The following is an 18,055-nucleotide window of genomic DNA, read 5'->3' on the forward strand; positions in this document are numbered from 1 at the left end:
GATGAGTGACGGCAAGCGGGCGGCGAGCGCCCCCTGGATACGGACCCGGCTGCGTACCGCACCCGGCGCCGCGGTGGCCCTCGCGGTGCTGGTGCTGGTGACGGCGTTCCTCGCCGCGGCGTTCCCGCGGGCCGTGGACGCGTACGAGACGGAGGGGCTGCGCCACGACATCCGGCGGGCCGACGCGGGACGCAGCACCGTGGAGGTCGCCCGCCCCCAGCCCGGGCTCGAACTGCCGCGCGAGCAGCGGGAGGCCGTGGTTCGAACCCCGGAGTTGACGCGGGTCGGCGGTGCGCTCGTGAAGGCCCTGCCCGCGCCGCTGCGCGCGGACACCTCGTCCGTCGCGTACGGCGTGCGCACCACGAAGCCGGTGGTCGCGACCGAGCCGTGGCTGCCGAGGCCCGACACGGTGCCGCCGCAGCTCTCGTACACGGCGCAGACGGGGCTGAAGAAGCACGCCCGGCTGGTCTCGGGCGCCTGGCCGACGACGCCCGCCGAGGTGACGTCCGCCTCGCGTGCGGTGCGGGGCACGGTCACCGAGGAGACGGCCGCCGCGCTGAACATGAAGGTCGGCGCGACCCTCGAACTCCCCACGGCGGTCGGGGACCCGCTGAAGGTGACCATCACGGGCATCGTCGCCCCCCGTGACCCGCGCGGCAGCTACTGGTCCGCCGATCCGCTGGTGCGCACCCCGTCGCTGATCCCGGACCCGACGAGCCGATTCCCGCAGAACTACTGGACCGGCACCGTCCTGCTGGCCGAGGACGCCGGGCCCGCACTCCTGAGCACCGCCACCGAGCCGGCCCTCTTCTGGCGGCTGCCGCCCGACGCCTCAGCGCTCACCGGCCCCGACGGCGCCCGGCTGGCGTCCGTCATCGCCTCGCTGGAGAGCGGCCCCGGGCTGCTGGAGGTGCGGGCGATCGCCGGGGACACCGCGGTGCTTCTCACCGGGCTCGGTCACATCGTGGAGGCCAACGCGCGGATGCGGGACGCGATCAGCCCCGTGATCGCGGTCGCCGCCCTCGGCATCGGTTCCGTGGCCGCCGTCGTCCTGGTGATGACGGGTGCCCTGATCGCCGCCCGCCGCAGGGCCGAACTGGCGCTGATGCGCTCGCGCGGAGGCTCGCTGCGCGGCATCGGCGGCCGGCTGCTCGCGGAGACCTCGGTGACCGTGCTGCCCGCGAGCGCGCTCGGACTCCTCCTCGCGGTACTGGCCGTGGGCGAGGGCCGCTGGTGGCCGGCGGCCCTGGCGGCGGCGGGCGTCGGGCTGCTCGTCTGCGTCGCGCTGCCGCTGCGGACGACGCTCCAGCACATCCGGCCCACGCTGCACGGCGCCCGCGAGGACATGGTGAGCGCCCGGCCCTCGCGTCGGCGGACCGTCGCCGAACTGACCCTGCTCGTGCTGGCGGTCGGCGCGGTGGCGGCGCTGCGCCGCCGCGGTACGTCCGGGGGCGGCACGGATCTGCTGGTCAGCGGCGCACCCGTGCTGGTGGCGCTGATCGCGGCGCTGGTGCTCGTACGGCTCTATCCGCTGCCCCTGCGTCTTGCCGCGCGCCCCATGGCCCGGCTGCGCGGGGCGATCGGCTTCCTGTCGCTGGCCCGGGCCGGCCGTTCCTCGGCGGGCGGGGCGCTGCCGCTGCTGGCCCTGCTGCTGGCGCTGGCCACGGCGGCGTTCGGCGGCTCGGTGATCGCCGGGATCGGGGACGCGCGGGACGACGCGGCCTTGACGGCGGTCGGCGCGGACGCCCGGGTGAGCGGCAAGGGCGAGCGGGCGACGCTGCCCGACGAGCTGGTCCGCACGGTGAGCGATCTGGAGGGGGTGCGGAGCGCGGCGCCGCTGCGGATCGAGTTCGGCGTGACCATGCCGGAGACCGCGGCCGGTGACGGCGGCGGTACGGACGGCAGGGTTACGGATACGGGTGCGGACGCGGGCACCGGTGGCGGTGGCACGGCCGGGGCGAGCGGGGCGAGGGCCATCGCCATGGTGGGCGTCGACCCGGCCTCGTACACCCGGCTGGCCCGTACGACCGGGCTGCCGGACTTCCCGAGCGGCCTGCTGAAGGCGACCGGGCCCTCGGCACCGCTGCCCGAGGGTGCGACGTCCGCCCCGGAACGGGTGCTGCCGGTCATCGCCTCCCCTGCGGTGGCGGCCCGGCTGGGCAAGGAACAGCACGCCGTCGACACACTCTCCGGGAACTTCACGATCCAGGTGGTGGGGACCGTCGACCGGGTGGCTTCGCTCGCCTCCACGAACTTCCTGATCGTCAACTCCGCCTCCCTGGAGCAGCGGGCGCCCACCACGCTGCTGCTCACCGGCGCCCCCGACCCGGCGAAGCTCCGCGCGGCGGCCGACCGGAACGGCGAGGAGTTCGTCGTACAGCTGCGGTCCGAGGAGCGCGCGCGGTATGTGAACACCCCGATGCAGGCGGGGGCCGAGCGGATCTATCTGGCGGCCGTCGCGGCGGGCGCCGGATACGCCCTGCTGGCCGTTCTGCTGTCGCTGCTCCAGACCGCGCCCGAGCGCAAGACGCTGCTGGCGCGGCTGCGGACGATGGGGCTCACCACCGGGCAGGGCAGGCGGCTGCTGGCCTTCGAGGCGACACCGCAGGCGCTGCTCGCGGCGGGCGGCGGGCTGTTCACCGGCTGGGCGACCATCGTCCTGCTCTCCCCCGGCATCGATCTGGTGCCACTCGCGCTCGCGGGCGTCGCCGGATCGGACACGAGCCCCGTCACGCTGCGCGCCGACCTCTGGTCGCTGGCGCTGCCGGCCGCCGGGGTGGTGGCACTCGCCGCCGCGGTCGCGGGCGTCCAGGCGTGGTGGGCGAGCCGCCGCGGATCGATCACCGAACTCAGGGCAGGAGACTCCCGATGACCTCGTCCACGGAGACGGCAGGTACGGCCCGCGCGGCCGAGCCGACCCTCGCGGAGCTGGAGCGGCGGGCGGCGGCCCGCCGGGACCGCCCCTCCTACGGGCACGACGCGCTGATCGCCTGCGACCGGGTGGTGCGGATCTTCACCACGGACGGCGTGGAGGTGCAGGCCCTCCAGGGGCTGGATCTGCTGGTCACCGAGGGCGAGTTGATGGCCCTGGTGGGGGCGTCGGGCAGCGGCAAGTCGACGCTGATGAACATCCTGGCCGGGCTGGACGTGCCGACGGCGGGCTCGGCGAAGGTCGCGGGGTGCGATCTGCTGTCGATGGGCCCGAAGGAACGACTGCGCTACCGGCGGGACGTGGTCGGGTTCGTCTGGCAGCAGACCGCCCGCAATCTGCTCCCGTATCTCTCCGCGATCCAGAACATCACCCTGCCCATGCAGTTGCGCGGCGGTGGGAGCAAGCGCGAACGGGCGGCCCGCGCCGAGTCGTTGCTCGCCATGCTCGACATCGCGGACTGCCGCGACCGGCGGCCCCAGCAGTTGTCCGGCGGGCAGCAGCAGCGGGTGGCGATCGCGGTGGCGCTGGCCAACAACCCGTCCGTGCTGCTGGCGGACGAGCCGACCGGTGAGCTGGACTCGGCCACCGGGGAGCAGGTCTTCGCGGCGTTCCGGCGCGCCAACGAGGAGCTGGGCACCTCGATCGTGATCGTCACCCATGACCAGGCGGTCGCGAACGAGGTCCGGCGTACGGTCGCCATCCGCGACGGCCGTACGTCCTCCGAGGTGCTGCGCCGCACGGAGGTGGACGCGGCGACGGGCCAGGAGTCGCAGGTGGCCCGGGAGTACGCGATGCTCGACCGGGCGGGACGGCTCCAGCTCCCCGCGGACTACACACAGGCGCTGGGCATGGAGCACCGGGTGCTGCTGGAGCTGGAGCAGGACCACATCGGTGTCTGGCCGGACGCGCACGGGGCGTCGGAGGAGGGTCCGGCGAAGGGCGCACCGGAGAAGTAGCGGCGGTCGGGCGGCCCTTCAGCCGCGCCCGACCGAGAGGCTGAGTCCGCCGGGACCGCCCAGGCCGCCCACCGGGTCGCGGCGCAGCGCGATGGAGCCGAAGGGGGTCCGCAGCCGCAGCCAGCCGCCGGCCGACAGCAGCGAGACGGGGAAGTCCGGGTCGGGGCGGAGGAAGCCGAGGGACTGGGCGGCATGCACGGCGCGCAGGGGCAGGTCTGTCGCGCCGACCGGCCGGGACCAGATCTCGCGGCCGATCCGGTCGCGTTCGGCACGGGTGCGCGACTCCTCGGGCAGCGCCTCGTCCCGCGTACGGAACTCGGCGACGGCCTGGTCGAGGGCGGCGCGCAGGGCGTCGGGGCCGGGCAGCCCCGCCTGCTCCCGCCAGGGCCCCCGGGGCGGCAGGACGCCGGTCCAGGGCGGCCCGGTGACGGGCGCGGGCAGCGCACCGCCCCGCTCCCCCGGGTCGTCGCCGTCGCCGTCGCCGGAAACGTCGAGGGACTCCAGCAGCTCGCCCGCCGACACCGTGACGTCGAGCGTCCCGGGGCGGGCCAGGCGGGCGGTGCGGATGGCGAGGACCTCGAAGGAGGGCGGGCGGCCGAACACGGCCAGCGCGTCACCGCCGCCCGCCTGCAACCGGACCGCGGCGGCCCGGTCGTAGTGGAGCAGCCGGCCGAGGAAGGCGGCGAGATCCGCCGCCTCCCTCGGGTCGGCGAACAGCAGCGACTGCACGGGCACGGTCATGCCGCGGCGGGCTCCTCTGCCAGGTACTGCTGGAGGAAGAGCTTCTCCTCGGCGGAGATCCGCCGGGGCCGCTCCGCCGCCAGGTCGTACGGCACGACGACGGTCGAGGCGCGTACGTACACCTGGTCGTCGTCCTTGATCTCATAGGCGATCGTCAGGGACGCGGCGCCGATCTTCGTGACCCACGACTCGACGGTCACCGGCTCGTGCCGGTGGACCAGCGGCCGTACGTAGTCGATCTCGTGCCGGGCCACGACGGACCCGCCCGAGAACGACGGGGAACCGTCCCCGGGCGCCAGCCGGAACATGAAGTCGATGCGCGCCTCCTCCAGGTAGCGGAGGAAGACCACGTTGTTGACGTGGCCGAAGGCGTCCATGTCCGACCAGCGCAGGGGGCAGCTGTAGAGGTGACGGGCCAAGACGATCAGCCTCGCGTGAGCTTCTTGTACGTGGCACGGTGCGGGCGGGCCGCGTCCGGGCCGAGGCGGTCGATCTTGTTCTTCTCGTACGACTCGAAGTTGCCCTCGAACCAGTACCACTTGGAGTCACCCTCGTAGGCGAGGATGTGCGTGGCGACACGGTCCAGGAACCAGCGGTCGTGGGAGATGACCACGGCCGCGCCGGGGAACTCCAGCAGCGCGTTCTCGAGCGAGGACAGGGTCTCCACGTCGAGGTCGTTGGTGGGCTCGTCGAGAAGCAGCAGGTTGCCGCCCTCCTTGAGCGTCAGCGCCAGGTTGAGGCGGTTGCGCTCACCACCGGAGAGGACGCCGGCCGGCTTCTGCTGGTCCGGGCCCTTGAAGCCGAACGCGGAGACGTAGGCGCGGGACGGCATCTCGACCTGGCCGACGTTGATGTAGTCCAGCTCGTCCGAGACGACGGCCCAGAGGGTCTTCTTCGGGTCGATGTTGGCGCGGGACTGGTCGACGTAGGAGATCTTGACCGTGTCACCGATCTTGACCGAGCCGCTGTCGGGGGTCTCCAGGCCCTGGATCATCTTGAACAGCGTGGTCTTGCCCGCGCCGTTCGGACCGATGACGCCGACGATGCCGTTACGGGGCAGCGTGAACGACAGGTCGTCGATGAGGACCTTGTCGCCGAAGGCCTTCGAGAGGTTCTCGACCTCGACGACGATGGAACCGAGCCGGGGCCCCGGCGGGATCTGGATCTCCTCGAAGTCCAGCTTCCGCATCTTGTCGGCCTCGGCCGCCATCTCCTCGTACCGGGCGAGACGGGCCTTGGACTTGGTCTGGCGCCCCTTGGCGTTCGACCGCACCCACTCCAGCTCCTCCTTGAGGCGTTTCTGGCGCTTCTCGTCCTTGCGGCCCTCGACCTTGAGGCGGGCGGCCTTCTTGTCGAGGTAGGTGGAGTAGTTGCCCTCGTAGGGGATCGCGCGGCCCCGGTCGAGTTCGAGGATCCACTCGGCGACGTTGTTGAGGAAGTACCGGTCGTGGGTGACGGCGACGACGGCACCCGCGTACTTCGAGAGGTGCTGCTCCAGCCAGTTCACCGACTCGGCGTCCAGGTGGTTGGTGGGCTCGTCGAGGAGGAGCAGGTCCGGGGCCTCGATGAGGAGCTTGCAGAGCGCCACGCGGCGCTTCTCGCCACCGGAGAGGTTGGTGACCGGCCAGTCGCCGGGCGGGCAGCCCAGGGCGTCCATGGCCTGCTCCAGCTGGGCGTCCAGGTCCCACGCGCCTGCGTGGTCTAGGTCCTCCTGGAGCTTGCCCATCTCCTCCATCAGCGCGTCGGAGTAGTCGGTCGCCATGAGCTCGGCGACCTCGTTGAAGCGCTTGAGCTTGCCCATGATCTCGGCGGCGCCGTCCTGGACGTTCTCCAGGACGGTCTTCGACTCGTCGAGCTTCGGCTCCTGCATGAGGATGCCGACGGTGAAGCCGGGCGACAGGAACGCGTCGCCGTTGGACGGCTGCTCCAGGCCCGCCATGATCTTCAGCACCGTGGACTTACCGGCGCCGTTGGGGCCCACGACACCGATCTTCGCACCGGGCAGGAAGTTCAGATTGACGTCATCGAGAATCACCTTGTCGCCGTGCGCTTTGCGCGTCTTGCGCATGGTGTAGATGTACTCAGCCAAGAGAAACCGTCCGGCAGCAATAGAGGTGTGGGCAGATACACCCATCTTGCCTGACACCCGCCCCCGGAAGGAAACCCGTCCACCCAGCGGCACCAGAACCCCGGTCACCACTTGTGGACGGGTGTTCACTCACCGTCGGCGTGCGGCTTCTTCCGGCGGAGGGCGAAGACCGCGCCGCCGCCCACGACGAGCAGTCCGATGGCGACGGCGGCGAGCTTCGGGGTGGCGCTGGAGCCACCCGTGGCCGCGAGGTCGCCCTCCAGTCCCGACGAGGCGGAACCGGTCGTGGCCGGGACGGACCGCTCGGCGCTCTGCGTGCCGACGTCGTTGCCCGTGCCGCCCGTCTCCTCGCTCTCCCTCTCCAGGACACTGCCGCTGGTGGCGCAGTCCAGCACCCCGGTGAAGGTGCGGCTGAACCCGGCGGGTCCGGTGATGGTGAAGTCGTACGCCTGGTCCTCGGCGACGGGAACGGTGAACGTGCCGGTCTCCCCGGCGGCGACGGTGTGCTCCTCACCGGCCAGCTCGAAGGTGTACGGCTCGTCGCCCCGGTTGGCGGCCGTGACGTCCACCCCGCCCTTCGCGCAGTTCTTCCGGGCGGTCACCGCCGGGGCGGCGCCGGTCTCGGCCCAGGTGGCGGTGGCCCTCGCGGAGACGGTGGACTCGCTCGAACCGGCCAGGATCTGGGTCTGCGAACGGCCCGCCCCGGCGAAGGCCCGGCCGACCGGCACGGAGGTGGTGGCCTGGACCGTCAGCGACGCGGTGCCGTCGGCGGTGTCCTTCGGTACGGCGAAGTAGAGCCGGTCCCCGTCGGACGCCTCGGTGACCGGGGCGCCCTTCTTGTCGGTGACCCGGACGCCGCTGGCCGCCGCGTCCACCGGGGGCGACACCGAGACCTGGCCCGCGGCCGTACGGACGGTCACGGGGCCGATCGGCTCTCCGGCCCGCCCGGAGACGGCGGCCGGCTCCAGGGTGAGCGAGGCCCGGGGCTCCTTCTCCGGGCGCGCGCTGCGCTGGAGCCAGTCGGCGAGCTTCTCCGCCTGCTTGTCCGACGCGGTCACGTCGGCGTCGTCCGAGTAGCGCCAGATGGCGACCTGGGTCCCGGCGGCGGCGGTCCGCTCCGTCAGCGGACCGGTACCCGCCGCCTCGGCGAGCGCGGCCAGGTCGTCGACCTGGGGGTAGGAGTGCTGGAGGATCCAGCGGATCCTGCCCGCGTTCCGGTTGGCGCCGAGGGAGGTCTCGGCCCAGGGGGTCTCCAGGTACTTCGCCTGGTCCTGGGTGGGGTTGTGGAGGTCGACGCAGTAGGTCTTGAGCTTGCCGCCGCCGTCCACGGTCATCTCGAACAGTCCGGCGGGCAGTTCCTGGGTCCGGGCGGGTGCGCCGTTCTCCCCCGCGATGCGGAGCACGGCGCTGTCGAAGGTCTTCAGTCCGTCGAGCACGGCGGCCGCGCCGCCCTGGTGGCGTCCCGGTTCGTCGGCCGCCGCCGGTCCGGCGCCGATGAACGCGGCAGCCGCGACGAGGCCGGAGACCAGCAGCGCGGCGACCGGGCGGAGGATCCCGCGGCCGGGGTCCGCTCCTGTCGTACCGGACGACGCAGCGGACGCTGAAGGCGCAGAAAACACAGAATTCCCCTCCGGGCGAGGCCCTCGCGCGTGGTGCGCGTGTGGGGAATGCCTCGCCAGCAGACCCAAGTGACCCGTGAGCACTGGGAATCCTAAGGAACGGGCGGAGGTGAGTCCCCCGTACCGCCCTTCGCCAACCATTCCGAATCGGAATCGTTATCGCGGGATCGGCCCCGAACGCGTCACCGAACAGCCCTTTCAGGACACTGCGGCCATTGCCCCTACCTCTTCGCGTTCTCTCGGCGACGCCGCCGCGTCGCCGTCCGTGACGCGTTCCGAACGCTCCGTCAGATGGGGTTCCATCCTGGGCGCCCGGCGGAACGCGGCCGTCCCCCGGCTCAGGTCGTGGCCGACGGCTACGGCCTCGACATCGACGAACGTCCTCCGCTGACCGGCCTGTTCCTCCTCGCGCACCTTCAACCGGCCGTGCACGACCAGGGGTTCTCCGACCGAAACGGAACCGGCGAGATTCGCGGCGAGCGTCCGCCAGGACCAGACGGTGTAGAAGCTTGTGCGGCCGTCGGCCCAGAGCTGTTTCTCGCGGTCCCAGCGGCGTGGAGTGACGGCGAAACGGAATCGCGCCATTCCTCCGGTGGCCGTCTCCCGGAAGTCCACCGCCGTCGCCGCGTTACCCACCAGGGTCACCAACGTCTCGTTCATTTTCGCGCCCCCGATTTCCTCGCACCGCGCGCACCTCGTCGTACCGCGGTGTCGTACGCGCTCCATGGTGGACGCCGGAAAGGAATCGTGTCGGGGCCTGTGGACTACCGGCCGGTTGTGGAAAACTCCGTCACCGTCACGTACCGTTCGCGCACTTCCCGGTAGCGCACCAGCTCGGCCGCGACCGGGTCCAGGACCCTGGCCCGGCCGCAGCCGGCCGCCGCCTCGCGCAACCGCCGCTCGGCGTCCTGCCCGTACCGTCTGGCCGGCCCCCGGATGGCCGCCGCGCAGGCCCACTCGACCAAGGGTCCGCCGACGACGCCGGCCAGCATGATGAGCGCGGGCGTGACGAGCCCCGGCTCCAGGACGCCGATGATCTGGCCGACCAGCCACAGGCCGCCGAAGATCTGGAGGAGCGTCATCGACGCCTGGGCCAGTACCGCGGCGGGCCACCACTTCGGCCGGGGCGGCTTGGGGGGCCGCCCGCCGAGCTGGGCAACCTTCCCCTTGCCCTTCCCCGTCTCCGTGCCGCCGCCCCGCTTGGCCGCGCCGGGCGCCCCGGCCTCGACCGCCAGTTCGTCCAGCGCCTCGGGCAGCCCCCGCGCCCCGGTGAACGCCGCCTCGCGCACCGCCTGCGCCCAGGGTCCGGGCAGCCCGTCGGCGGCGTCGTCCGCGACGATCCGCACCGCCTGCTCAACGCGCTGCCGGGCCGTCAGCTCCTCCTCGGGCGGGGTGAGCGCCTGGCCCATCCGGTCCAGGCTGCCGGGCAGTCCCCGGTTCTCGTACCAGCGCCAGAGCCGCAGCCACGGCGTCCCGCAGGCCCGGCTCGCGTTGCGGCGCCACTCGCGCTCGGCGGCCTGTCCGGCGGCCGTCGCGCCGACGGCCTCGGCCAGCCGGTCGGTGAACTCCTCGCGGGCCCGCTCGCCGAGGCCGGGCCGCCCCTCGGCCACGTACACCCTGCGCAGCCGGGCCGCCGCCGCGTCGATGTCGGCGGAGAGGCGGCGGGTGGCGGCGGTGCGGTCCGAGACGAACCGGCCGATCATCTCGCGGAGTTCGGGCACCCCGTCGCCGGTGAGCGCGGACAGGGACATGACGGTGGCGCCGGGTTCGCCGTGCTCGCCGAGCGCGATGCCGTCCTCGTCGAGCAGGCGTCGGAGGTCGTCGAGGACGAGGTCGGCGGCCTCACCGGGCAGCCGGTCGGTCTGGTTGAGGACGACGAAGGTGACCTCCGCGTGCCCGGCGAGCGGCCGCAGATAGCGTTCGTGGAGGGCTGCGTCGGCGTACTTCTCGGGGTCGACGACCCAGATCACCGCGTCGACCAGGGCCAGGACCCGGTCCACCTGGTCGCGGTGCTCGGTGGCCGCCGAGTCGTGGTCGGGCAGGTCGACCAGGACGAGCCCCTGGAGCGCCTCGTCGAACGCGGCGGGGCCCGGGTGGGGCCTGCGGCGCAGCCGCCCGGGGACGGCGAGGCGGTCCAGCAGCCCGGCCGCCCCGTCGGTCCAGCTGCACGCGATGGGCTGGGAGGTGGTGGGCCGGCGCAGCCCGGTGTCGGAGATCGGGGCCCCGGCGAGCGCGTTGAACAGAGTCGACTTCCCGCTGCCGGTGGCCCCGGCGACGGCGATGACCGTGTGCCGGGAGGAGAGCCGCTGCCTGGCCGCCGCCTCGTCCAGGACGCGGCCCGCCTCGGCGAGGGTGTCCCGGTCGAGCCGGGCGCGGGAGAGCCCGACGAGTTCGCGCAGGGCGTCGAGCCGGGCGGGCAGCGGTCCGTCGGCGGGGGCGTACGCCTCGACCTGCGGCTCCGCGTCGTCGTCGGCGGGGGCGAGAACGGGCACGGGCGCGTCGGCGTCGCGGGCCGCGGCCGCCGCGGCGCGCCGGGCGATGAGCCCGTCGTCCCAGCGTCCGTCCTCGCGCCCGCCCTTGGCCCCACCCGCCTCCTTCCCGCTGTCGCCCTTGCCTTTGCCCTTGCCGTGGTCCTCGTCCGTGACGGCGGTCATCGCTGCCACCTCTCCTTCTGCAGTACGGAAAGCGCGGCGATCAGTTCGGCCTGGGGCTCGGGGGCGACGTCGAGCGCGTCGAGCGGGGCGAGGCGGCGCTCGCGTTCGCCGGCGAGGACCTGGTCGAGGGTGGTCGTCAGCAGCTCGCCGCCCTTGTCACGGAGGCGCAGCGCACCCTGGGCGCCGATGCGTTCGGCGAGCTGCTCCCCCGCCGCACGGGCGCGCCGCCCGCCGAGCAGGGCGGCCGCGAGGAGCGCGGCGACGTTCTCCGGGGCGGGCGCCACGCTGCGGTCGAGCTGCCGCACCTCCTCCTCGGCCAGCTCCTCCAGGACCCGGCGCCACCGGCGCACGGCGACGGCGATCCGTCCTTCGACGTCCTCGGCGGGGCCCCAGCCCCCGGCCTCGCGTCCGGCGTCCTCGAAGCGGAACAGGGCCCCGGCGGGTTCGCGGCGCCAGTGGGTGCGGATCTGTTCGTCGGCGGCGGAGACCGAGCACTGGAGCAGGGCCACCAGGCTGTCGACGAGGGCTTCCAGGAGTTCCTCGGGCGAGCTGTAGAGGGGGTAGCCGCGCCACCGGGTCCGCGCGTCCCCGGAGAGCACCGCCCCGTTCTTCAGCCGGCGGCGGATCCGGGTGGCTTCCTTGCCGTACGCCTCGTCGACGGCTCCGGTGAGCCGTACGGACGCGGCGTACTGGGCGGCGACGGCGGAGGCCAGGGCGGGCATCCGTACGTTGAGCGACTCGATGACGCCGGAGGCGGTACGCCCCACCGCCTGCTGCCGGGCGGCGGGGTCCTGGGCCCGGTGGGCGAGCCAGGCGCGCAGCGGGGCGACCGCGCTGGTGGGGAGGAGGCCGCTGCCACCGCCGGTGGACTCCGGCAGTTCGGGGATGGTGAAGCGGGGTACGTCCCCGAGCCCGGCCCGGGTCAGCAGGGCGGCGTACTGCCGGGAGACCTCGGCGATCACCTGGTGGGGCACCCGGTCGAGGACGGTGACGAGGGCGGCGTCGTACTCCTTCGCGGTACGCAGCAGGTGCCAGGGCACGGCGTCGGCGTAGCGCGAGGCGGTGGTGACCATGACCCAGACGTCGGCGGCGCAGATGAGTTCGGCGGCGAGGACGCGGTTGCGGACGACGAGCGAGTCGATGTCGGGAGCGTCCAGGATCGCGAGCCCACGCGGCAGGCTGACGGCGGTCTCCACCCGCAGGGCGGCCTCCCCGTCCTCTCCGCGCGCGGCGAGATCGTCAAGACCGTCGGGGTCCGGGGCCTGGCCCGGTGGCAGCCAGATCCGGGTGAGCTGCGGCAGCACCCGTACCCCCGCGAACCAGTGGTGGTCGTCCGGGTGGCAGACCAGCACCGGGGTCCGGGTGGTGGGCCGCAGCACGCCGGCCTCACTGACCCGGCACCCCACCAGCGAGTTGACCAGGGTGGACTTCCCGGCCCCGGTGGATCCGCCGATCACGGCGAGCAGCGGCGCCTCGGGGTCCTTGAGACGCGGCAGGAGGTAGTCGTCGAGCTGGGCGAGGAGTTCGACCCTGGTCTGCCGGGCGCGTTCGGCGCCCGGCAGGGGCAGTGGGAGACGCACGGCGGCGACACGGTCGCGCAGGGCGGAAAGTGCGTCGATGAGCTGAGGCCGTACGTCCATGGTCACCACATGCGAAGAATGCCCAATTTTAGAGCCTTTTTGAAGCGTATAGACCCCTCTGCGCGGCGGTTCCACCCTCTGGACAGAGTCGGGACAGAGGGGATGAGTGGGGCAGGGGCATAACGAGTGCACAACACCCGGCGCGCAGCGGGCGAAAAGCGCTGCGGAAATCGTACCTACCTGCGATTATCGGTTCGCTTCACCGAACCTCCACATCGTGCCACGCAGGTGAAGCAACCGGGTCCAGGGGATCGGAGCCCTATCCTTGTCCCGGCACGGCCACGGAACCACCGATCAGGACTCCCGGCCCCCGTAGCTCAGTGGATAGAGCAGGCGCCTTCTAAGCGCTTGGCCGCAGGTTCGAGTCCTGCCGGGGGCGCGCCGACCGCACGACCGTGAGGCCCTCCGCACAGGAGGGCCTTTCGTCGGTCAGGGGGACGGTAGCGGGCCCGGCGTCATGGCGGCTTAAGCGACGGAGCCCCCGCCTCTCTACACATCCCGCCGCCGGAGCAGCACCAGCGCCCCGAGTGTCAGCGCCGTCGTGTATCCGGCCACCAGGAGCAGGGAGGGCCAGGGGCCGAGGCTGCCCACCGTGGCGGCCGCGGCGTCCGAGGTCTGGGTGAGCTTCTCCAGGGCGGCCGTCGGGGAGAGCCCGGCGATCCAGCGTTCCGCCTCGCCGAGGAGCGGGCCGAACAGCGACGGCAGGAGCAGCAGCCCGATCACCGTGGTGACCGCCCCGGCGGAGTGGCGGACCAGGGTGCCGACGGCGAGGCCGAGCACGGCGGCCACGGCGAAGGACGCGGCGATCCCGAACAGGGCGGGCAACGGCTCGCCCTGGGCGTACCGGCCCTCGGGCAGCAGGGCGTCCCCGACGAGGTAGGCGAGCGTGCAGGAGGCCAGGGCGAGGACGTACATCACGCCCGCCACCAGGGCGGCCTTGGCGGCGAGGACCGTGGAGCGGCGGGGGCGGGCCGCGAACGTCGTCCGGATGGTGCCGCTGCTGTATTCCCCCGTCACCACCAGCGCGCCCACCACCGCCGCCAGCATCTGGGCGACGACGGAGAGCGTGAGGCTGCCGCCCAGGACCGTGTCGTCGGACTGGAGGCTTCCGCTCGTGGCGACGAACACCGCGCCCAGAACGGGGAGTACGGCGGTCGCCACCGTCGTCCACACCGTGGAGCGCACGCTGCGGAACTTGATCCACTCGTAGGCCAGGGCCTGGGCCCCGGGAGCGGCTGTCGTCATCGGACTGTCTCCTTCCGGCGGGGTGCGGCGGGCCGGTCCTCGGTGCGGTACTCCGCCGAGGAGTGCGAGAGCGCCGTGTAGACCTCCTCCAAGGAGGAGTGGGCGGGGGTGAGTTCATGGACGGCGACGCCGTGGTCGCGGGCCAGGTCACCGATGGCGGCGGCGTCCGGCCCTTCGACCCGCCAGCCGCCCGTGGGCTCCAGACGGACCCGCGCCCCCGCCGTCTCCAGCAGGGCCCGAAGCTTCTCCGGCTCGGGGGACCGTACGAGCGTGTGCGCGCGGGAGTTGGTCTCGATGAAGTCGCGCATGGTCGTGTCCGCGAGGAGCCGGCCCTGTCCGATCACGACGATGTGGTCGGCCGTCAGCTCCATCTCGCTCATGAGGTGGCTGGAGAGGAAGACCGTGCGGCCCTCCGCCGCCAGCGACCGCATCAGTCCCCGGATCCAGCGAATGCCCTCGGTGTCGAGGCCGTTGACCGGTTCGTCGAGGATCAGCACTTCCGGGTCCCCGATCAGCGCCGCCGCGATCCCGAGCCGCTGGCCCATGCCGAGCGAGAAGCCCTTGGTGCGCCGGCGGGCCGTCGCCTCGGGCAGCCCGACCAGGTCGAGCACCTCCTCGACGCGGCGGCGCGGGATGCCGTTGCTCGCGGCGAGTCCGGCCAGGTGGTGGTAGGCGGAGCGGCCGCCGTGGACGCCTTTGGCATCCAGCAGCGAGCCGACCGCCCGCAGCGGTACGGGCAGGTCCACGTACACCTTGCCGCCCACGGTGACCCGTCCCGCGCTCGCGGAGTCGAGGCCGAGGATCAGCCGCATGGTGGTCGATTTGCCGGCGCCGTTCGGGCCGAGGAAGCCGGTCACCCGGCCGGGCCGGACGGTGAACGACAGCCGGTCCACGGCGGTCCGGTCACCGTAGCGTTTGGTGAGTTCCGTTGCTTCGATCATGCGGCCGACGCTACGAGCGGGCCCCCGCTCGCGAATCCTCCCGCGGGAGCCGGTCCCTGCTCCCGCCGGAGTAGGGACCGCTTCAGCCTTCGCCTGCTCTGACCAGGCCCGTTTCGTACGCCATCACCACCAGCTGCGCCCGGTCGCGGGCGCCCAGTTTGGTCATGGTCCGGCTGACGTGGGTCTTCGCGGTCAGCGGGCTCATGATCAGCGCCCGGCCGATCTCCTCGTTGGACAGTCCGGCGGCGACGAGCGCCATCACCTCGCGCTCCCGGCCGGTCAGCACGGCGAGCCGTTCGGCGCCCGCCGCCTCGGGGGCCTTCAGCCGGGCGAACTCCTCGATCACCTGGCGGGTGACCGCGGGGGCGAGCAGGCTCCGGCCCGCCGCGACCGTGCGGATCGCGGAGCGCAGGTCGTCCGGTTCGATGTCCTTGAGCAGAAAGCCCGCGGCGCCGTGGCGCAGGGCCTCGAAGACGTACGCGTCGACCTGGTACGTGGTGAGCATGACCACCCGGACCTGGTCGAGCGAGCGGTCCTCGGCGATCCGGCGGGTGGCCTCCAGGCCGTCGACATCGGGCATCCGGATGTCCATCAGGACGACGTCCGGACGGGTCGTCCGGACCGCCTCGACGGCACGGGCCCCGTCGGCCGCCTCCGCGACGACGACCAGGTCGTCGGTGAGGTCGAGGAGGGCGCGGAATCCGGCCCGTACGACGGTCTGGTCGTCGGCGAGGACCACGCGGACGGGCCTGCCGCCACCGTCGGCCGCAGGTCGTGTCATGACGTCGCTCCCCCGGTCGGCAGCACGGCGTGGACGCGGAATCCGCCGCCCGGCACCGGACCGTACGTGACGCCGCCACCCACCGCGACCACCCGCTCCCGCATGCCGATCAGGCCGACGCCCCGCTCCGCGTCCGGGGCGGCGGGCGGGGGCGCCGGTGGGCCCTCGTCGACCACCTCGACGGTCAGCCGGCCGTCGTCGCAGCTCACCGACACAGCCGCGTGCCGCGCCGCGGAGTGCTTCACCACGTTCGTCAGCGCCTCCTGCACGATCCGGTACGCCGTGGCCTCGACGACCGCGGGAAGCCCGGCGGCCCGGGCCTCCCGCCGCAGGCTGACCCGCACGCCGCCCGCCTCGACCCCTGCGACCAGTTCCTCCAGCTGGTCGAGGCGGGGAGCCGGAGCCGTGGACTCGGCCGCGCGCAGGACCGACAGCGTGGCGCGCAGTTCCCGTACGGCCTCCTTGCCCGAGGCGCGTACCTGGGTCATCGCCTGCCGCGACACCTCCGGCGCGGCGTCCAGCGCGTCGAGCGCCACGCCGGCCTGCACGGTCATCGCGCTCACGGTGTGCGCGAGGATGTCGTGGATCTCCCGGGCGACCCGTGCCCGCTTCTGGCGTACCCGGCGGGCGGCCTCCCGTTCGCGGTCCTCCTCGGCCCGGGCGGCGCGCGCCGCGTACTCCGCGAGCAGCTCCCGGCGGGTCCGCACCACCTCACCCAGGAGCAGCGGGACGAGCGGCCAGACCATCTCCAGGACGGGCAGCCCCTGCGGGTTGACCACGTCCCGGCCGACCTTCAGCGCCACCAGGCCGGAGACCGTCGCGGCGATCGCCCCGGTCCACAGGGTGCGCCGGCGGTTCCCCAGCACCGCGACCGTGTACAGCGCCACGATCACCGGGAGGTTCAGCAGCTCGCCGATGTGCCCGTGCAGCGCCCACCCGGCGCAGGCCGCCCCCGTCACGCAGACCACCGGAACGGGCCAACGGCGGCGTACGACGAGCGCCGCAAGCGAGACCACGAGGAGAGCCCAGGTCAGCGCGTCCGCCTGCCGGTAGCCGGGCTCGTTGACGGCCGCGTCGGCGGTGGTGAACGTCCGCCCGCATACGACAGCGGGAGTAGGGCGACCCCTGGGACACCCGTGATCTTCGGGCAGAAGTTCGGACACATCCGGACGGAAGTTCGAGATGCGGTGAAACCTTCCGCCCGGCGGGACGTTCGTGAGGGCATGGAAGCGGGCAAATCAATCAGGTGGGCTCCGAAAGGCGGAATCCTCTCCCCTCAGGACCGGCCCCCCGCCCCCGTCACCTGTCACCTCTCACCCATCCCCCTTCACCCGTCGCCCGGCGGGCATCCGCGGCTCCCTGCCGCCGTTCGCCGTCCGCCGGTCCCGGTCCCGCCGCCCGCACACCCAAGCGCCCGCGTGAACCACGCACCGTCAGGGAAAGGAGCGCCGCATGGCGACGCCGCTGTCCGCCGACAAGCTGCTCAAAGCCCTCCGCGACGAAGGCCTCCACGTCGTCGAACACCGGAGCTGGCGTACCAACAACCGGAACCACAAAGGCCCCTGGGGCCCGACGCACGGCGTGATGATCCATCACACCGTCACCTCGGGCACCGCGTCCTCCGTCGAGCTCTGCTACAACGGCCACTCCGCCCTGCCGGGACCGCTCTGCCACGGTGTCATCGCCAAGGACGGGACCGTCCACCTCGTGGGGAACGGACGGGCGAACCACGCCGGGCTCGGCGACGACGACGTCCTGCGCGCCGTCATCGCGGAGAAGGCGCTGCCCCCGGACAACGAGGCCAACACCGACGGCAACCGCTATTTCTACGGCTTCGAGTGCGTCAACCTCGGTGACGGGAAAGACCCGTGGCCGGCGGCCCAGCTGCTGGCGATCGAGCGGGCCGCCGCCGCCGTCTGCCGGGCGCACCGCTGGTCGCAGCGCTCCGTGATCGGGCACCTGGAGTGGCAGCCGGGCAAGGTCGACCCACGTGGCTTCACGATGAATTCGATGCGGACGCGGATCGGGAAGCGGCTGGGCGGTGCCCCGGACGGCCCCTCCAAACCGCCGCCGAGACCGGCGTACGAGCCATTCCCGGGGGCCGCGTTCTTCAAGGTCGGCCGGAACAGCGCCGTCATCACGGCCATGGGCAAGCGGCTGGTGGCCGAGGGCTGCGGCCGGTACACGGTGGGCCCCGGCCCGGCCTGGTCCGAGGCCGACCGGAAGTCGTACGCCGCGTGGCAGCGCAAGCTGGGCTACACGGGCGGGGACGCGGACGGCATTCCCGGGAAGAGCAGTTGGGACCGGCTCAAGGTGCCCAACGTGTGACAGGGCGGGCGCGCCTCGTGGCTGCCCGGTTGCCCGGCTCGGCTGTCTGGCTGCCCGGCTGTCCGGCTCTCCGGCTGTCCGGGTGGGCCCGGAAGTCTCCGGGCCCGGACGCCCCGGACGCCCCGGACG

14 protein-coding genes and 1 tRNA gene are annotated in these 18,055 nt (G+C 73.2%); 4 read left to right on the top strand and 11 right to left on the bottom strand.

The window, feature by feature from the left end; all coding sequences use genetic code 11:
* Position 1 precedes the first annotated feature (1 nt).
* Positions 2-2,872, top strand: a complete 2,871-nt coding sequence (locus CCZ36_RS10185) for an ABC transporter permease (protein WP_128817499.1) — start codon at positions 2-4, stop codon at positions 2,870-2,872.
* Positions 2,869-3,888: an ABC transporter ATP-binding protein gene (locus CCZ36_RS10190; protein WP_069739700.1), complete on the top strand. Its 1,020-nt coding sequence runs from the start codon at positions 2,869-2,871 to the stop codon at positions 3,886-3,888. Before CCZ36_RS10185 ends, CCZ36_RS10190 begins: the two co-directional genes overlap by 4 nt.
* A gap of 18 nt (positions 3,889-3,906) precedes the next feature.
* On the opposite strand, the gene CCZ36_RS10195 is transcribed toward CCZ36_RS10190, so the two are convergent.
* The 7 genes from CCZ36_RS10195 to CCZ36_RS10225 all read right to left on the bottom strand — a co-directional run bounded on the left by CCZ36_RS10195 (position 3,907) and on the right by CCZ36_RS10225 (position 12,631).
* Positions 3,907-4,629: a hypothetical protein gene (locus tag CCZ36_RS10195; protein ID WP_128817500.1), complete on the bottom strand. Its 723-nt coding sequence runs from the start codon at positions 4,627-4,629 to the stop codon at positions 3,907-3,909.
* The gene (locus CCZ36_RS10200) at positions 4,626-5,048 is read right to left on the bottom strand and encodes an acyl-CoA thioesterase (protein ID WP_006124496.1); all 423 of its coding nucleotides are present in this window, start codon (positions 5,046-5,048) and stop codon (positions 4,626-4,628) included. Before CCZ36_RS10200 ends, CCZ36_RS10195 begins: the two co-directional genes overlap by 4 nt.
* A gap of 5 nt (positions 5,049-5,053) precedes the next feature.
* Entirely contained in the window at positions 5,054-6,718 is a 1,665-nt protein-coding gene (ettA, locus tag CCZ36_RS10205) for an energy-dependent translational throttle protein EttA (RefSeq protein ID WP_128817501.1), read from the bottom strand.
* A gap of 125 nt (positions 6,719-6,843) precedes the next feature.
* A complete protein-coding gene (locus tag CCZ36_RS10210; protein ID WP_069739702.1) occupies positions 6,844-8,337 on the bottom strand; it encodes a Cys-Gln thioester bond-forming surface protein in 1,494 nt (497 codons plus the stop codon).
* 198 nt (positions 8,338-8,535) lie between these two features.
* Complete coding sequence (locus CCZ36_RS10215) at positions 8,536-8,997, bottom strand: single-stranded DNA-binding protein (RefSeq protein WP_069739703.1); 462 nt, start codon at positions 8,995-8,997, stop codon at positions 8,536-8,538.
* A gap of 104 nt (positions 8,998-9,101) precedes the next feature.
* A complete protein-coding gene (locus CCZ36_RS10220) occupies positions 9,102-10,991 on the bottom strand; it encodes a GTPase (protein ID WP_069739704.1) in 1,890 nt (629 codons plus the stop codon).
* Positions 10,988-12,631, bottom strand: coding sequence for an ATP-binding protein (locus CCZ36_RS10225; RefSeq protein ID WP_128817502.1), 1,644 nt, complete (start codon positions 12,629-12,631; stop codon positions 10,988-10,990). The genes CCZ36_RS10220 and CCZ36_RS10225 overlap by 4 nt, the downstream gene beginning before the upstream one ends.
* A 306-nt stretch (positions 12,632-12,937) precedes the next feature.
* On the opposite strand from CCZ36_RS10225, the gene CCZ36_RS10230 reads away from it, so the two are divergent.
* Positions 12,938-13,010: transfer RNA gene (locus CCZ36_RS10230), tRNA-Arg, on the top strand.
* A 110-nt stretch (positions 13,011-13,120) separates the two neighbouring features.
* On the opposite strand, the gene CCZ36_RS10235 is transcribed toward CCZ36_RS10230, so the two are convergent.
* The 4 genes from CCZ36_RS10235 to CCZ36_RS10250 all read right to left on the bottom strand — a co-directional run bounded on the left by CCZ36_RS10235 (position 13,121) and on the right by CCZ36_RS10250 (position 16,761).
* Positions 13,121-13,876: an ABC transporter permease subunit gene (locus CCZ36_RS10235; protein WP_128817503.1), complete on the bottom strand. Its 756-nt coding sequence runs from the start codon at positions 13,874-13,876 to the stop codon at positions 13,121-13,123.
* Positions 13,873-14,817 (bottom strand): ABC transporter ATP-binding protein, encoded by a 945-nt coding sequence (locus CCZ36_RS10240; RefSeq protein WP_128817504.1) that lies wholly within the window; start codon positions 14,815-14,817, stop codon positions 13,873-13,875. Before CCZ36_RS10240 ends, CCZ36_RS10235 begins: the two co-directional genes overlap by 4 nt.
* Positions 14,818-14,899: 82 nt before the next feature.
* Positions 14,900-15,598, bottom strand: coding sequence for a response regulator (locus tag CCZ36_RS10245; protein ID WP_128817505.1), 699 nt, complete (start codon positions 15,596-15,598; stop codon positions 14,900-14,902).
* Positions 15,595-16,761 (bottom strand): sensor histidine kinase, encoded by a 1,167-nt coding sequence (locus tag CCZ36_RS10250; RefSeq protein ID WP_237302622.1) that lies wholly within the window; start codon positions 16,759-16,761, stop codon positions 15,595-15,597. The genes CCZ36_RS10245 and CCZ36_RS10250 overlap by 4 nt, the downstream gene beginning before the upstream one ends.
* A gap of 289 nt (positions 16,762-17,050) precedes the next feature.
* Between CCZ36_RS10250 and CCZ36_RS10255 the strand changes: the two genes are divergently transcribed.
* Positions 17,051-17,926, top strand: a complete 876-nt coding sequence (locus tag CCZ36_RS10255; protein WP_069739708.1) for a peptidoglycan-binding protein — start codon at positions 17,051-17,053, stop codon at positions 17,924-17,926.
* Positions 17,927-18,055: the final 129 nt, after the last annotated feature.

The organism is Streptomyces sp. S063 (genome assembly GCF_002832675.1).
Classification (GTDB): domain Bacteria; phylum Actinomycetota; class Actinomycetes; order Streptomycetales; family Streptomycetaceae; genus Streptomyces; species Streptomyces sindenensis.

Bases quoted from the DNA above. Each gene is read 5' to 3' on its own strand.
- CCZ36_RS10255 (WP_069739708.1), top strand. From the start codon at position 17,051: ATGGCGACGCCGCTGTCCGCCGACAAGCTGCTCAAAGCCCTCCGCGAC.
- CCZ36_RS10235 (WP_128817503.1), bottom strand. From the start codon at position 13,876: ATGACGACAGCCGCTCCCGGGGCCCAGGCCCTGGCCTACGAGTGGATC.
- CCZ36_RS10220 (WP_069739704.1), bottom strand. From the start codon at position 10,991: ATGACCGCCGTCACGGACGAGGACCACGGCAAGGGCAAAGGCAAGGGC.
- CCZ36_RS10185 (WP_128817499.1), top strand. From the start codon at position 2: ATGAGTGACGGCAAGCGGGCGGCGAGCGCCCCCTGGATACGGACCCGG.
- CCZ36_RS10225 (WP_128817502.1), bottom strand. From the start codon at position 12,631: ATGGACGTACGGCCTCAGCTCATCGACGCACTTTCCGCCCTGCGCGAC.
- CCZ36_RS10240 (WP_128817504.1), bottom strand. From the start codon at position 14,817: ATGATCGAAGCAACGGAACTCACCAAACGCTACGGTGACCGGACCGCC.
- CCZ36_RS10190 (WP_069739700.1), top strand. From the start codon at position 2,869: ATGACCTCGTCCACGGAGACGGCAGGTACGGCCCGCGCGGCCGAGCCG.
- CCZ36_RS10215 (WP_069739703.1), bottom strand. From the start codon at position 8,997: ATGAACGAGACGTTGGTGACCCTGGTGGGTAACGCGGCGACGGCGGTG.
- CCZ36_RS10195 (WP_128817500.1), bottom strand. From the start codon at position 4,629: ATGACCGTGCCCGTGCAGTCGCTGCTGTTCGCCGACCCGAGGGAGGCG.
- CCZ36_RS10245 (WP_128817505.1), bottom strand. From the start codon at position 15,598: ATGACACGACCTGCGGCCGACGGTGGCGGCAGGCCCGTCCGCGTGGTC.